The following is a 15,513-nucleotide window of genomic DNA, read 5'->3' as shown; positions in this document are numbered from 1 at the left end:
AATAGTCAAGTTAATGTTATTACAATTGTTAAAAATTTGGGGTTGAAAAATCCCCATAAACTTATTTTACGAGGAGGAATAAGATGACAGACTATGTAAAACCTCAAGTGTGGACTTGGGAAGATGAAAATGACAATCGTTCAGGCAATCGTCCAACAGCAGGGAGTCGCTTTGAACATAAATTACCAAAAGGTGACAAGCCCCTCCAAGTTTATTCCTTGGGAACACCTAACGGTATTAAAGTTGCTATTATGCTAGAAGAGTTGAAGGAACTAGGGATTTCCGAAGCTGCTTATGACCTATATCTGATTAATATCGGACAGGGAGATCAGTTTGGATCAGATTTTGTAGACATCAATCCAAATTCAAAAATACCAGCTATGGTTGATTATTCGGAGAAGGAGCCAGTTCGGGTCTTTGAATCAGCCAATATTCTCCTCTACTTGGCAGAAAAGTTTGAGGCCTTCCTACCAAAAGCTTGGGCAGAGCGGACAGAGGTTCTTAATTGGCTCTTCTGGCAAACTGGCGCCGCTCCATTTGTTGGTGGAGGATTTGGACATTTCTTCCATTACGCTCCGACAGCGCAAGAATATCCGATTAATCGCTATACAATGGAAACTAAGCGTCAACTGGATCTCTTGGATCAACTATTGATGACAAGAGAGTATATAGCTGGAAATACCTATACCATCGCAGATATTGCTATCTGGTCTTGGTATGGACGATTGGTGCAAGGAGAACTATATCCAGGTTCGGCAGAATTTTTAGATGTTGATTCTTACAAGCATCTAAAGACCTGGGTAGAGAAAATAGCTCAGCGCCCAGCTGTACAACGAGGGTTGACAGTGAAATATCATTCAATTGATAATTAATTGACTTGCCCACCTTATGGGTGGGTTTTTCTTTTACTTTGGTATGATAAAAGTTTATAATGAAAGAGTTAGACTTTGTGAAAATCCAAAAATAGAAATTAATACTCAATGAAAATCAAAATCAGACTAGCTCCAAAGGTTTGGGGAACCTTTGGAGGTTGGAGATAGGGCGAACGTAGTTCGTTACTACTTACGCAGATAGAACCCTGTTACTATTTTGTTTCAAGGTAACAGGCTGAAAGGCTCCACTGGAGCCTTTCACTCATCAAATCAAGTCAACAACGTCTGATTTTGATTTTCGAAGAGTATAATAATTGAGTTTTTCCTATCTTATATTTACATAGAAAGTAATAGAAAAATGTCCGAAAAAGTTGAAATGCAGCAGTCCAAAGAACAGGCGACAATGGCCAGAGGCTTGGCTTGGTTGACTGCTGGAAATATTCTTAGTCGCCTGCTTGGTGTTGCCTATGTTATTCCCTGGTATATTTGGTTAGGGGAATATCGAGCTGAAGCCAATGCCCTCTTTAGTATGGGGTATCAAATCTATGCCAACTTTTTATTGATTTCAACAGCTGGTCTTCCGACAGCTATTGCCAAACAAGTAGCTAAATACAATGTCTTGGGTAAAGAAGAGGTGTCGCTTTACTTGGTCAGAGAATTCTTCAAGCTCATGTTGGTCTTTGGAGCTGTCTTTGCAGGAGTCATGTATCTAAGTGCTCCGTGGTTGGCAGACGCATCGGGGTCGAAGGAAAAGTTACTTCCAGTCATGTATAGTCTAGTCCCGCCTCTCTTTATCTTCCCAGCCATGAGTATCTTGCGTGGTTTTTTCCAAGGTCGGCACGATATGAAGCCCTATGCTATCAGCCAGCTTGCAGAGCAACTGGTACGGGTTATCTGGATACTTGCAGCAACATTTATGATTATGAAGTTGGGTAGCGGTGAGTATCTTGAAGCGGTTGTCCAATCTACCTTTGCAGCTTTTGTCGGGATGATTGCTAGTGTTGGGATTTTAGTTTATACTTTATGGAAGCAAGGTTACCTTGGTAAGTTGCTTCATGCTAAGAAACAAAAGATTTCTTTGGATACAGGTCAACTTATTAAGGAAACTGTTCGAGATGCGATTCCAATTATCATTTTAGGTCTAACGATTCAATTATTGCAGTTTATTGATCAAGTCACCTTTATTCGTGTTATGGAAAGAATTACGGATTACAGTAATTCGGAACTTTTGGAACTTTATTCATATATGGCTGCCAATCCAAGTAAGATCACGATGATGATTATCGGGATTTCACTGAGTTTGGGAAGTGTTGCTATTCCATTGATTACAGAGAAATTTGTCAAGAAAGATTTGAAGGCGGCGTCTCATTTAGTGGCGGATAATCTACAATTACTCTTTATATTCACTATACCGGCAATTGTTGGAACAGTCCTGTTAGCTGGGCCACTCTATACGATTTTTTACGGACCGTCAGAGCCTATCGCCATTACTCTATTTATTTGGAACTTATTTTTAATTTTACCTCTGGGACTATATTCTGTCATTAGTGTGGTCATTCAAGCGATATTTGAAAATAGAAGAGCCATTTATTATTTCTTGATTGGGATGCTAGTGAAAATCGTTTTACAAGTACCAATGATCTATGTCTTTAAGGTATATGGTAGCTTTATCTCAACGATATTTGGGTTGGGAATTATGCTGTACCTCTTCTATAGACGAATTGACAAGGTTCTGCATATTGATGAAAGACTAGTGATAAAAGACATTGCGACCATTAGTTGGATTTCTATCGTAATGGGACTCGTTGTATGGGGGATTGAATTTGTCTTGAATCTTATCCTTCCAGCAAATGGCTATGTATCTAGCTTTATCCACTTGGCTGTTGCAGGTGGAGCAGGTATGCTTGTTTTTGTCATCTTGACATTGAAGACTCGTCAGCTAGATCGTTTAATTGGAAGTCGGGCTCAGAGTTTACGGAGGAAATTGCGCCTAGGCTAGTTTGTTTTAAAAATCTCTATTTTCTACTATTGAAAAGCTGGGAAAAAGAAGCGTTTTAGGATGTGAGAAGGAAAGTTCGTTGAGGATTTTCCTTTTTTCTTGGAGATTTCAGTATAAAAAAAACGGTTTTTGTGGTAGAATAGTAGGGATAAAAAAGAGGAGAGAGATGATGAAACCTAAATACGAACGTATTCTAATCAAACTATCTGGTGAAGCCTTGGCTGGTGAACGTGGTGTCGGTATTGACCTCAAAACTGTTCAGGAAATGGCAAAGGAAATTCAGGAAGTCGCAGAATCAGGTATTCAGATTGCCCTTGTTATTGGTGGTGGTAACCTTTGGCGTGGAGAACCTGCTGCTGAAGCGGGTATGGATCGAGTTCAAGCAGACTATACAGGCATGTTGGGGACTGTTATGAATGCTCTTGTAATGGCTGATTCCCTTAAACAGCTTGGTGTGGATACACGTGTGCAGACAGCGATTGCGATGCAGTCAGTTGCAGAGCCTTATATTCGTGGTCGTGCTCTTCGTCATCTTGAAAAAGGTCGCATTGTTATTTTTGGAGCTGGTATTGGTTCTCCGTACTTCTCAACGGATACGACAGCGGCTCTTCGTGCTGCAGAAATTGAAGCAGATGCGATTTTGATGGCTAAAAATGGTGTGGATGGCGTCTACAATGCTGATCCGAAGAAAGATGCTAATGCAGTTAAATTCAATGAATTGACCCACCGTGAAGTGATTAGTCGAGGTTTGAAAATCATGGATGCGACAGCATCAACTCTCTCAATGGACAATGATATTGATTTGGTCGTGTTCAATATGAATGAACCAGGAAATATTAAACGTGTTGTCTTCGGTGAGCCAATCGGTACTACCGTTTCAAATTCTTCAGAAGAAAAATAAATCATATTGTCATTTAGTTTTTCTTTTATTACTTCGTTAATTCGCCTTGCCTAACTTCGGTTATGCCTGTGGCTCGTTGCCTAGTACTAAAAGTAAACTAAAAGACTGTAAAAAAAAATACAAAAAAGGAAGTCTTATGTCTAAAGAAATTATTGCTAAAGCGCAAGAGCGCATGAATCAATCTCATCAGAGTTTGGCACGTGAATTTAGCCACATTCGTGCTGGCCGTGCCAATGCTAGTTTGTTGGACCGTATTTCCGTTGAGTACTACGGTTCTCCAACACCATTGAACCAGTTGGCTGGTATTACAGTGCCAGAAGCGCGTGTTCTATTGATTACTCCGTTTGATAAGTCAATCTTGAAGGATATTGAGCGTGCTTTGAACGCTTCAGATCTTGGTTTGACGCCACAATCTGACGGTACTGTTATCCGTTTGGTTATTCCTGCCCTAACAGAGGAAACTCGTAAGAACTTGGCGAAGGATGTGAAAAAAGTGGGTGAGAACTCTAAAGTTGCTATCCGCAATATCCGTCGTGATGCTATGGATGATGCTAAAAAAGCTGAAAAAGCAAAAGAAATCACTGAAGACGAATTGAAGTCACTTGAAAAAGATATTCAAAAAGTAACAGATGATGCTATCAAAACAATTGATAAAATGACTGCCGACAAAGAAAAAGAATTGTTGGAAGTTTAATCAACACGTTTTTAGACTACAAAAATAGATCATCACTGGGCTGTCTAACTTCCAGTGGTGAACCAATAAGAAATCTAATGGGGGGAGTTAGACAAGACTTCCCCCACTTTTTAATCAGAAAGAAGAAAATCATGAATGATTTATTAGCACAGTATATCGTTGGTTTAGTGACTGACGAAAATGATCAGTTTTACTTTGTCCAAAAAGAGGGGAGAACCTTTGCTCTTTCTAAGGATGAAGGAGAACATAGTTTAGGTCAATCTGTTAAGGGATTTGCCTATACCGATATGAAACAAAAACTCCGGTTGACAACTAAGGAAGTTGGGGCGAGTCGTACCAGCTTTGGTTGGGGAACTGTCACAGAGGTACGTAAGGATTTGGGTGTCTTTGTGGATACAGGTCTACCAGACAAGCAAGTGGTTGTTTCCTTGGACATTTTGCCTGAAATCAAGGAACTCTGGCCGAAAAAAGGGGATCAGTTGTACGTCAAATTAGACGTCGATAAGAAGGACCGCATTTGGGCTCTGCCAGCTTTTCAGGAAGATTTTCAGAAAATGGCTGGACCTGCCTATGACAATATGCAAAACCAAAATCTGCGAGCGATTGTCTATCGTTTGAAAATGAATGGTACTTTTGTTTATTTGCCAGACAACAACATGCTTGGTTTTATCCATCCGAGCGAACGCTTTGCGGAACCACGTTTGGGTCAGGTTTTAGAGGCGCGTGTCATCGGCTACCGTGCAGTTGATCGGACCTTGAACTTATCTCTCAAGCCACGTTCATTTGAGATGCTGGAAAATGATGCCCAGATGATATTGACTTATCTGGAAAGCAATGGAGGTTTCATGACCTTGAACGATAAGTCTGCTCCGGAAGACATCAAGGCCACCTTTGGTATTTCCAAAGGGCAATTCAAAAAAGCTCTTGGTGGTCTGATGAAGGCTGGGAAAATTAAACAGGATTCTTTGGGAACAGAGTTGGTGTAGGGGGCGTCTATGCTAGTTTATATTGCTGGTAGTGGGGCAATGGGGTGTCGTTTTGGTTATCAATTGTCTAAGACAAATCATGAAGTGATTTTGTTGGATAATTGGGAAGAGCATATCGAAGCGATTCGAGAAAACGGCTTGAAAGTGACTGGAGATGTAGAGGAAACTGTACACTTACCCATCATGAAACCGACCGAAGCAACGAGAGAAGCTGATTTTATCATTCTATTGACAAAGGCTGATCAGTTGCCAAAGATGTTGCGGGATATTAAGCCGATAATCGGTCCAACTACTAAGGTTTTGAGTCTCTTGAATGGTTTGGGGCATGCGACGACCATGCGTCGGTACGTGCCAGATGAAAGTATCATGGTTGGGGTGACCATGTGGTTGGCGGGACTAAAGGGTCCTGGACATGCTCACTTAGAAGGTCCGGGTTCTATGTCTGTTCAGCATATTCTTGGTGATGAGCAATCAGTTGCGGATATTATTGAAATGCTGAATGAAGCTGGACTAAATGTGACCTATGACAATCATGTTGTCAGTGCTATTTGGCAGAAAGCCTGTGTCAATGGTGTGATGAATCCAACTTGTACCATTTTAGACTGTACAATTGGTGAATTATTTGGTACGGAGGCTGGACTGAATCTAGTACAGGGGATTTTCAAAGAATTTATTGCTGTTGCTAAGTCTGAGGCAGATGGAATTGACGAAGAAGCTATTTGGAAATATGTTATTGATGCTTCGAAGAAGGCTTCCAATCACTATCCATCTATGCACCAGGATTTGGTCCAACATGGTCGAAAGACAGAAATTGATTATCTGAATGGAGCAGTTGTATTCAAAGGCAAGCGAGCAGGCATCCCTACGCCATACTGTCAGATGATAACAGACATGGTTCACGCCAAGGAAAGTATGCTGGGGTTGAGATAGGAGAAAGTCATGCTGATTGAAGTGGAAACGATTGAAGAATATATGGCTGCCTTGCCTGAGAATAGGAAGGAAGCGGTTAAACGGCTCCATCAAGTGATTGTGGAACAGTTACCAGCTGGTTTTGAAGTAGGCATCTTGGGAGGTATGATTAACTATTATGTGCCGCTTACTGCCTACCCTGATGGTTATCATTGCACACCAGGAGAGCCCCTGCCTTTCCTTGCCTTGGCATCACAAACGGCCCACATCGCCCTCTACCACATGGGAATCTATATGGACCAAGAATTGAATGATTGGTTCGTTGCTGCTTATCAAGCACAGGTGCCTACCAAACTGGATATGGGCAAGTCCTGTGTTCGCATGAAAAATCCCAAGAATATTCCTTATGAATTGATAGGGGAATTGGTTAGTAAGATGTCTATGGAGCGCTATATAGAGCTCTACGAAAAAAATCATAGAAAGTAGATGTAGTGAGAAGAAGTTTTTATTCTTGGTTGATGACTCAGCGCAACCCGAAAAGTAATGAACCAGTAGCTATCTTGGCAGATTATGCCTTTGATGAATCTGATTTTCCTAAGCAATCAGATAATTTCGATGAAGTCAGTCGTTTTTTGGAGGAATCGGCCAGCTTTGCCTTTTCCATGTCTGATTTTGATGCGATTTGGGAAGAGTATTTGGGGCATTGATGACAAAAGAAGATAAAGCAAATACATATTTGTATTTTGCTTTTTTTTTATTTGTATGAATAGCGCCGATAAATGATGGAAGAATTGTTCGTTTTTTGATATAATGACAGGAGAAGGTAGCATTTGATGCAAGAGAAATGAAAGGAGATCATATGCACAAATTTTTTTACGAACAGAGGAAAGCGTTTTCTTTTAGAAAGCTGACCATCGGTCTTGTTTCCCTGTGTGTGGGTACTAGCCTACTATTTGGCATCCAGTCCCAAGAAGTTTCAGCTTCGACAGTAAGTCCTAGCCAGATTCGTTTCGAATATGTTTTAGAGGCGGAATTATCGGCAGAGGAGCGACAGTTGATTCAGTCTAGCCTACCAGCTGAATTGAAGGAAGAAGCGACCTATTTTGTAGTTTATCGTCCCTCTAAGAAAGTTCTTCCTGCAACGGGTGAGCTAGCTGGTTCAGGTTTGGCTGTCCTAGGACTAGGTTTCTTGGTTTTAGCTGTTTCTGCGACCAAGTCTAAGAAGGCGCGTGTCTTGACCATGCTTTATGTGACAACTAGTGGTCTGGCTCTACCTGTTTTGGAAGTAGGAGCAGTTCAAAGTTCAGCACTGGCTGCTTACAATCAGAACATCACCATTCGTCCAGGGGATTCCTTGCCGGATGGGAAATTGCGATTGGATGGCTATGACTTTGTGGGGTATTATGTTCAGGAGTCATCAGTCAAGACCAGTCTTCCTCCATCAGAAACGGAAAAAAATGATACAGCTAAGGGAACACAAGCTAGTTCAGCACAATCAGAAGGTAAGAAATCTGATTTAGAAGAACTTGCGAAACCAAGTGTTCTTCAGGAAAATTCTGAAAGCCAACTTTCCAACAGAGATGATAGTCTACAATTGCCTCTTAAGGAGTCATCGGTTGAAAAAACGGAGAATACAGTCTCTTCAGAAACAACAAATTCGCAAACAGGCGATGGTTTAGTTTCTCCATCAGATACATCAACTATTGCTGATAAAAAAGAGGATACTCCTAATACAGAAGAAAGCCAAAATAGCGGACTTGATTCTACTTTGCAGATTCCAGGCTTACTTATCTTGAATCGTAAGGATAGAACAGATGCAGTAACAGAAGTGGCACCTGTTGGTCAAGCATTACCTTTTGTGGCTTTTCGTAAGGAAAAAGAAACGTTTGCTTTGGAGTTGGTTAAACAAGAGGATCCGCAGCTTGAAATTGGCAAGTCTCGCCTTGTTCCTGGTCAAGAGGGAGAGAAAGAGATTACTTATGCTGATTTTGTTCAAGGAGAGAAGATTCTTCGGAGTGAAAAGATTTCCGAACAGGTGACGAAGAGCGCAGTAGCACCTATAATGTATGTAGGTACTAAGCAGTTAGAAGCACCAGTTATTCCACTGCCAGAAGTTCCTTCTTCTCCAAAAGTGGAATCGGAAATCTCAGATGCAGGTTCAACGGATGCGAATAGCAGTGCCAGTCAGCATACAGAGCAACCTAAACCATCAACCCCAGATTCAGCAGTCGACCTTCCTGTTCCGCCTCAACCAGAAGTAAGGCCTGAGGTCGACGTTCCAGTTCCACCTCAGCCTGAAACAACTCCAGAAACAGAGGTACCCGTATCCCCACAACCAGAATTAGCTCCAGAAACAGAGGAGCCCGTAGCTCCACAACCAGAAGTAGCTCCAGAAACAGAGGTGTCCGTAGCTCCACAACCAGAAGTAGTTCCAGAAACAGAGGAGCCTGTATCCCCACAACCAGAAGTGGCTCCAGAAACAGAGGAGCCCGTAGCTCCACAACCAGAAGTAGCTCCAGAAACAGAGGAGCCCGTATCCCCACAACCAGAAGTAGTTCCAGAAACAGAGGAGCCCGTATCTCCACAACCAGAAATGGTTCCAGAAAAAGAGGTACCAACAACTCCAAATACAGGTTCTACAGATGCCACTAGTGGTGTAAGTCAGCATGGTGAATCGAATGAGAATCCAACTTCGCAGGAGCTAACCGAGGCAGAAATCCAGTGTATTCTGGACCCTTCGTCAACCTGCTGGCCAGAAAAAGAGGAGAAAGTGGATCCTAAAGTTCAAGCTCAACAAATAGAGGAAGCAGCAGCAAAACTCAGAGAAAAAATGGAAGAGCTTCAGACTTATAAGTCCCGCTTTAAAGGTAAAGAATGGACAGACTATATCAATACTGTCTATGAGGCTTCCAGAGCCATTTTGGAAGCAAGAGATTTAGCTGATATGCTCATTCAGACAAGTTTGATAGAGGATGATCTCCGTTTCCTTCTTATTGAGACAGATGCCAATAGCGGAGCAAGCCAGAAAACAGAAGGGGAACTGATTTTCGAACTGCCAACATCAACCAGTGAGACAGTAACACCTCCGCTTACTCCAACTACCCCAGACTCTTCTGGTTCAACAACTCCGAAACCATCGGATTCTACAACCGCCCCATCAACAGAAACCGAAGAAGGGTTCTGTCCGATAGATCCAAAACCAGAGGATACATGTGGTCCAGAAACCTCTCCAACAGAAGAAACTCCATCAGGTGAAGGCTCGTCAACTAGCGGTTCTTCTGGAGAAACTAATTCTTCAGAAACTAATCCGTCTACATCGACTATCCCAGACTCTTCTGGTTCAACAACTCCGAAACCATCGGATTCTACAACGGCTCCATCAACAGAAACCGAAGAAGAGTTCTGTCCGATAGATCCAAAACCAGAGGAAAACTGTGGAGTAGAATCAGAGCCACAGAAAGAAATCGTTAGTCAAGTAGAAGTAGAGAGCACAAAAGATGTGAGCTTTATTAGACGATATGAATCGAACGACCAATTAGAGTTTGGGGAAACACGAACCAAACAAATTGGTCAGGTGGGGCAGGAGAAGGTGATAGAAACTTATCGCCTTGTCAATGGTGAGAGAAGAGAGCGGTTATCAATTCGGACTGAGAATGTTCGACAAGCTCGCGAAGAAATAATCGAAGTAGGTACCAAACCAACTGTTACTAAGACACCAATTCGCTTTACCGAAAAAGAGATAGCTGATGGAAATCTTTATGTTGGAGATCGTGTGATTGAAGTTCATGGAGTGGACGGAGAACGAACTGTAACTACTAGCTATCGACTAAATACGCAAACAGGAGAAACGCAACCAGAACAACCAGTTGTTACTGAGGTGGCTGCTAAAGAACAAAAAGTCCGTATTGGTACTAAGCCAGTTGATGAAACACGGCAAGTAATCCAAGATACCGTTGTGAAGTTTACTACTGAATTTGAGAGTGATGTAAACCTTTCTTATCCAGAGACTCAAGAAATCACGCCAGGAAAAGATGGCTTGAATCGGACGATTATTACCCGTCGTTATATTCGAGGACAGGAGGTTGGTCAACCTAGTCAAGAGAAACTAACTATCACTCCAGTACAAAATAGACGGGTTAAGGTCGGTATTAAACCTGAAAGTCGTATTGTTGAGACACCGTTCCAAACAGTGTATGAAGCAGACAGTAGTCGTCAATTAGATACTCGTCATACAAGACAAGAAGGAGTCAATCAGCAAATAACCTACACTAAGACCTACAGTATGAATTCTGAAACAGGTCAAGTCACGGCTCAGCCAGAAACTGGTCGACTTACAAGACAAGGGCAAAATAAAATTATTCAAGTCGGTACTCGTCCGACGGAACGAACTGAGGAGATTGTCTTAGAGACTATTAGACGAGATAATTCCGAACTGGAAAAAGGCACAGTGAAGGTCATTCATGAAGGTAGACCGACAATTAAGCGTTTCCAAAAGAGCTATACTGTAGATGTGAATACGGGAGCGACTGTAGCCCAGCCAGAAGTTTTACTAGAGGAAATACCTGGACAAGCTCGGGAAGAAGAAGTAGGTACCAAGGAGCCAGTTCAGCCAGAAGTGATTGACTCGACTGGTTCTACTGAGACAACTCAGCCTGAAGAAACTACAAAACCTGAGCAACCGATAAACCCGCTTCCTGAGCCAGAGCAACCTAATATTTCCGAAACGGAACCAGTTTCTCCGAAAAAACCAGAGGAAACAACTGAAGAAACGGTTGAGGATGTGAATAAGCCTTTGTTACGTGTTTTGAAGAATGAACCGCACTATCATCTGATGAAGCATGTTCGTTCTTCTAAAGTGACTTACAAGCTTGATGACCAATATAATACTTTTAGGAAAGCCATTGCTCGATTGTTTGTTAATGATACTGAGATTCACCAAGAAGAATTAACAGATAAAAATAAGCTAGAAGTTCGCTTTAGAAACCTACTACCAAACGTTGACTATTTCGTTAAGACGGATTTAGTGTACATGGATAGTAAGAATGTTGAACGCACAGAGCGTCTTATGGATGAAGTCTACATTGATTTTGAAGAACGTCATTTTGAAATCAAGAATATTGATGAGGCAGAGGTTTGGAAGAATGAAAACGGTAGATTAGTGAGAAAAGTTGCAATTAAAGTAGAACCAAATGATGACCATAATTATTTCATCAAGCTCCAATCAGATGAGCATAAGGATATTTTCTTACCAGTTGTGAGCATTGACGAAGAATCATTGAGTGGTAAACGTCATTTCAAATTGCAGGCTAAATTCACCAATCCAGAGGAAAGACGACAAAAACTAGATAAGTATCATGATACTGTGATAGTATACTTACCGAGAGAGGTTCGTGAAAATCATGAAACAAGGAATAAGTACAGCACATTCACTAGTCTATTAAATGCTATGAAGACTAATTCTTCGGGTACTTTTGAACTTCAACAAGATTTGACGGCATCAGAAGTCGTGCTGTCGGATACAGACAAATCTTATCTGAAAAATCAATTCCATGGAACCCTCAAAGGTAATGGTTTCACTATTCATGACTTGAAAGTACCGCTATTTGATGATTTACGAGGAATTGTATCTGATTTGAATTTGAAAGATGTGGATATTCATCTGCCGAAAGAAGCAGAGGTAGGTGCTTTAGCGAAACAGTCTACCTATGGTAGTGTTACCAATGTCCATGTTGAAGGAAGAGTTGTTGCAGACAATTTCTTAGGTGGTCTGATAGGAGAAGTGGATAAAACGTCACTCTCAAAAGTTAGTTTTACAGGTTCTTTAATCAGTCTTGGTAAGGATGATAATAAAGTTGGCGGTATTGCTGGCTGGCTCGGTGGCGGTAGCCTTGAAAAAGGTTATGTAGATGCAACCATTTCATCAACCTCTTCGAATGTGAAGGCTGGAGGCTTGGTTGGTCAGTTGGAACATGCTAATGCTCGGATTACTTCAAGTTCTGTGACAGGTAGGATTATTACAACGAAGACAAAAGATACGGAAGTTGGCGGTCTAGTTGGAGCGGTCTTGCAAGGAAACAATATCCGTATTGCTGATAGTATTGCAGCAGTGAAAGCTGTAAACGGTCATAAGGTGTATGGCGAAAACCAGCAAGGTGATTCGGTATTCTCAAATATCAAGATAGTAGAAGCCCTTTCAACTGGTGAGGATAATCCAAATATTAGTTTGGCAAGTTCTGAGGATGTTAAGGCTATTATAGAAGATAGAGGTCGTATTAAGACACATCCAACAATGCAGGTGTCTAAAACTCATAATGTATTCGATATTACTTATGCTAATGAGAAGTACACCATAACAGACCGCAAACAAGCCTACGAAAACATGGAAAAACTACTTCCGTTCTTCACACGAGATGTGATTATCCAGCATGCTAATCGTTTAGAAAGTAATGACTCTCTGGTTACCAAGAAATTGGTAGATGCCGTTCCGTTGATTGGTGATACGCCAGTCTTTGATATTGTACAGAATAAAGATAATATCACTCGCTTGCTCTTACACTTTGAAGATGGAACGATTGAGAAACATTATCTTGTTAAGAAGAAAGAGCTAGGTAGTGGGGCTGTTGTTGAATACCATCTCCTTGATAAGAATATTAGCTATACTCCAGAAACCTATGTTCGTAATACAGATATTGGACCTATGATTTTTGAATTGCAGAATCAGTTTGGTGCAATTCAGTTTGAGTCAGATGAAGTGAATAAGGTTTTAGGTTTACCAGCTTATCAACCAGAGAAAGAACGACAGTTGTTATTCTTGGAAGAATCATTTAATCGTGTAAAATCTGATATTCAAACACATCTTACTGATTTGATTTCCAACTATAATCTAGTCGGATTGGATAATTCGGCTATTCGGGAATATTTGAAGTCCTATATCAGCAAAAACAAGGTTCAGCTCCTACTTGGGTTGGCCTATATGGACAAGTGGTATAATATCAAGTTTGGTAAGGTTAATGCCAAGGACTTGATGATGAAGAAGGCAGATTTCTTCGGCAAGAATGTCAATTCCCTGGACCAGCTTATCCGTATTGGTAGCATGGGAGCAGAGATGTTGAAACCGAAGAACAACTATGCTCTTGCAAGTCAAGTGATTGCTAAGGAATCAATCGGTGGTGATTTGTTTGATTATCTAGAAGGTTATCGTAAGGCATTTGCTCCAGATAAAACGACGAATGACTGGTTTAGAACGACGACCAAGGCTACCATTATTGAAACCAATTCAAGAGTGCCAGAAGTGCTAGCCAAACAAACCAATCCGACTAAGGACATTTATAAGAATGGTTTCTATGATAAGTTGGCTAGCAATCATTGGATGTACAAGGAAATGGCCTTGATACTCCTAGCTATGCCAAGCAAGGACATCTTTATCCTGACGGATATGGCCAATACCTTGATTGGTACCTATGCTAAATTAAGTGGTAGTGATACTGATAAAGAAAATCGTCTAAAACAGATAGCTAAAGAATGGGCTGGTCATGCAGACTATCTTTATAACATTCTACCAGAGGGACATAAGGAAAAAATGTTCCGTCGAGTAGTGACATGGGATAATAAATATATTGAAAATACTTGGCGAGATCCAGCAGATGTTTCTTACTATAACATGAGAATACCAGCTATGAAGAATTTTTACATTCCTCTAGGACATCCGCATGCCAATAGGGAAACAGGAGCACATGCTGATTATACGATTGATAATATTTACTATTTTAGACATGAGGCAACAGATCCTGATGGAGCACGTGTCTATACTCATGAAATGACTCACGTAGCTGATGATGATACTATTTTGCTTGGTTATAATAAGCGAACTAGTTTAGGATTTGAGGTCTATGCGAGAGGATTGTTTGAATCCATAACATGGGGAAATCAAGATCGAATTGGAATGAATACTATCTATGATTTTAGTGAATATGACCAACGTAATTATGGAAGACGATTGACCAATAAGACTCCAAATCGTTTCCAATCAACTCAAGACTTACAAGACTATATGAAGGGCTATTTGGATGTCCTCTATACTCTGGATCTCTTGGAAGCCGAGGCTGTTCTATCATTGTCAAATAGCTACGCAAAACAAAATTGGTTTAATCAGATGGTAACGCAAAACGGGAATACTTCTGTAGCTAATCAATTTAATAATAACTTTGCAACGCTTGATCAGCTAATCGAAAATGGCATGATTTCGAGACGTCCGTACGGATACGGTGTAAGTAATAAAGCTGATGATTATCTGGAAGTCGGGGCATTTGACCCAATATATGGTTCTTTAAATAACGATGGAACTAGTCGTAACGAGTACGAAGTGCGAAAGATTGCCTTTGAACTCTTAGCTGAGTATGGTTATGAAAATGGTATGGTTCCTTACCTGTCTGACCAGCATAAACAAACCTTTGGAAAAACAGAGGCGAATGGTCGTATGAATGACAGTGACTTGATTTCGCTCATTTCGAAAAATGAGTATGAAAATAGTGCGGCATTCCGAAAAGCGATGTTTGCGAAGCGTCAGCAACGTTTAGAAAACTTGAAACCAGTAGAGTTGATTGCTAAGAATCCTCTAAATGGTGATGGTTATTTCTACGAGACCACACGTACGGTAAATTCTGCGACAGAACTTCGTCAATTGATGCAAGCGGCAGTAGAGTATGATGCTACTCATCAGAAGTACTACTCACAGAATGGTCAGAACGTAGGTACACAATCCCGTGTTTACAGCCTAAAAGCAGCTGTCTTAAACGGCTATCTGCGCGAAACCAAGGACTTTAGGGAGTCTATCTATGTGACAAATCCCTAATGGCTATATAGTGTAGTCATTAAGAAATACTAGTCAGCTAGTTTTTTAGGAAAACAGTGAGCAGGTTTGTTCACTGTTTTTCCGCTTTGATAGTGCAGTGTCTAGTTTATTGTCGAATGGATTAGATTTCAGATATAGTAGAGTAGCCTCAGTTCAATGGGATGATTTATCAAAGTGATTTTAAAATACTAGACTTTAACACCTTTTAAAGATATCAATTATGATATAATCCCGACTTTATCACATAAAAAAATGCAAAGGATAGCTAACCCCTTGTGGGACAAGGAGTTTGGCTATCCTT

General features: G+C 41.0%; 9 protein-coding genes. All 9 read left to right on the top strand.

Going from position 1 to position 15,513, the window contains the following annotated elements; all coding sequences use genetic code 11:
* The first annotated feature begins 83 nt into the window (after positions 1 to 83).
* The 9 genes from yghU (at position 84) to P7J58_RS09960 (ending at position 15,212) form a co-directional block, all read left to right on the top strand.
* The gene (gene yghU, locus P7J58_RS10000; protein WP_099878346.1) at positions 84 to 872 is read left to right on the top strand and encodes a glutathione-dependent disulfide-bond oxidoreductase; all 789 of its coding nucleotides are present in this window, start codon (positions 84 to 86) and stop codon (positions 870 to 872) included.
* 358 nt (positions 873 to 1,230) lie between these two features.
* Complete coding sequence (locus P7J58_RS09995; protein WP_408556258.1) at positions 1,231 to 2,871, top strand: oligosaccharide flippase family protein; 1,641 nt, start codon at positions 1,231 to 1,233, stop codon at positions 2,869 to 2,871.
* A 166-nt stretch (positions 2,872 to 3,037) separates the two neighbouring features.
* The gene (pyrH, locus tag P7J58_RS09990; RefSeq protein WP_015445263.1) at positions 3,038 to 3,772 is read left to right on the top strand and encodes a UMP kinase; all 735 of its coding nucleotides are present in this window, start codon (positions 3,038 to 3,040) and stop codon (positions 3,770 to 3,772) included.
* Positions 3,773 to 3,908: 136 nt separating this feature from the next.
* Positions 3,909 to 4,466 (top strand): ribosome recycling factor, encoded by a 558-nt coding sequence (gene frr, locus P7J58_RS09985; protein WP_024391695.1) that lies wholly within the window; start codon positions 3,909 to 3,911, stop codon positions 4,464 to 4,466.
* Between the two features lie 131 nt (positions 4,467 to 4,597).
* Positions 4,598 to 5,452 carry an RNA-binding virulence regulatory protein CvfB gene (gene cvfB / locus P7J58_RS09980; RefSeq protein WP_024384950.1) on the top strand — a complete coding sequence of 285 codons (855 nt, stop codon included), beginning with the start codon at positions 4,598 to 4,600 and terminating at the stop codon, positions 5,450 to 5,452.
* Between the two features lie 9 nt (positions 5,453 to 5,461).
* Positions 5,462 to 6,382, top strand: a complete 921-nt coding sequence (locus P7J58_RS09975) for a 2-dehydropantoate 2-reductase (RefSeq protein ID WP_024417867.1) — start codon at positions 5,462 to 5,464, stop codon at positions 6,380 to 6,382.
* A gap of 9 nt (positions 6,383 to 6,391) precedes the next feature.
* Positions 6,392 to 6,847 carry a DUF1801 domain-containing protein gene (locus P7J58_RS09970; protein ID WP_408556257.1) on the top strand — a complete coding sequence of 152 codons (456 nt, stop codon included), beginning with the start codon at positions 6,392 to 6,394 and terminating at the stop codon, positions 6,845 to 6,847.
* A gap of 5 nt (positions 6,848 to 6,852) precedes the next feature.
* Entirely contained in the window at positions 6,853 to 7,068 is a 216-nt protein-coding gene (locus tag P7J58_RS09965) for a YozE family protein (protein ID WP_004194895.1), read from the top strand.
* 152 nt (positions 7,069 to 7,220) lie between these two features.
* A complete protein-coding gene (locus P7J58_RS09960; RefSeq protein WP_408556255.1) occupies positions 7,221 to 15,212 on the top strand; it encodes a ZmpA/ZmpB/ZmpC family metallo-endopeptidase in 7,992 nt (2,663 codons plus the stop codon).
* Positions 15,213 to 15,513: the final 301 nt, after the last annotated feature.

This window comes from Streptococcus suis (assembly GCF_046032535.1).
GTDB lineage: Bacteria > Bacillota > Bacilli > Lactobacillales > Streptococcaceae > Streptococcus > Streptococcus suis_AK.
This window is presented reverse-complemented; position numbering and strand designations above follow the sequence as displayed.

Coding starts and splice junctions, on each gene's coding strand:
- P7J58_RS09975 (WP_024417867.1), top strand. CDS start 5,462: ATGCTAGTTTATATTGCTGGTAGTGGGGCAATGGGGTGTCGTTTTGGT.
- P7J58_RS09960 (WP_408556255.1), top strand. CDS start 7,221: ATGCACAAATTTTTTTACGAACAGAGGAAAGCGTTTTCTTTTAGAAAG.
- pyrH (WP_015445263.1), top strand. CDS start 3,038: ATGATGAAACCTAAATACGAACGTATTCTAATCAAACTATCTGGTGAA.
- P7J58_RS09970 (WP_408556257.1), top strand. CDS start 6,392: ATGCTGATTGAAGTGGAAACGATTGAAGAATATATGGCTGCCTTGCCT.
- frr (WP_024391695.1), top strand. CDS start 3,909: ATGTCTAAAGAAATTATTGCTAAAGCGCAAGAGCGCATGAATCAATCT.
- cvfB (WP_024384950.1), top strand. CDS start 4,598: ATGAATGATTTATTAGCACAGTATATCGTTGGTTTAGTGACTGACGAA.
- yghU (WP_099878346.1), top strand. CDS start 84: ATGACAGACTATGTAAAACCTCAAGTGTGGACTTGGGAAGATGAAAAT.
- P7J58_RS09995 (WP_408556258.1), top strand. CDS start 1,231: ATGTCCGAAAAAGTTGAAATGCAGCAGTCCAAAGAACAGGCGACAATG.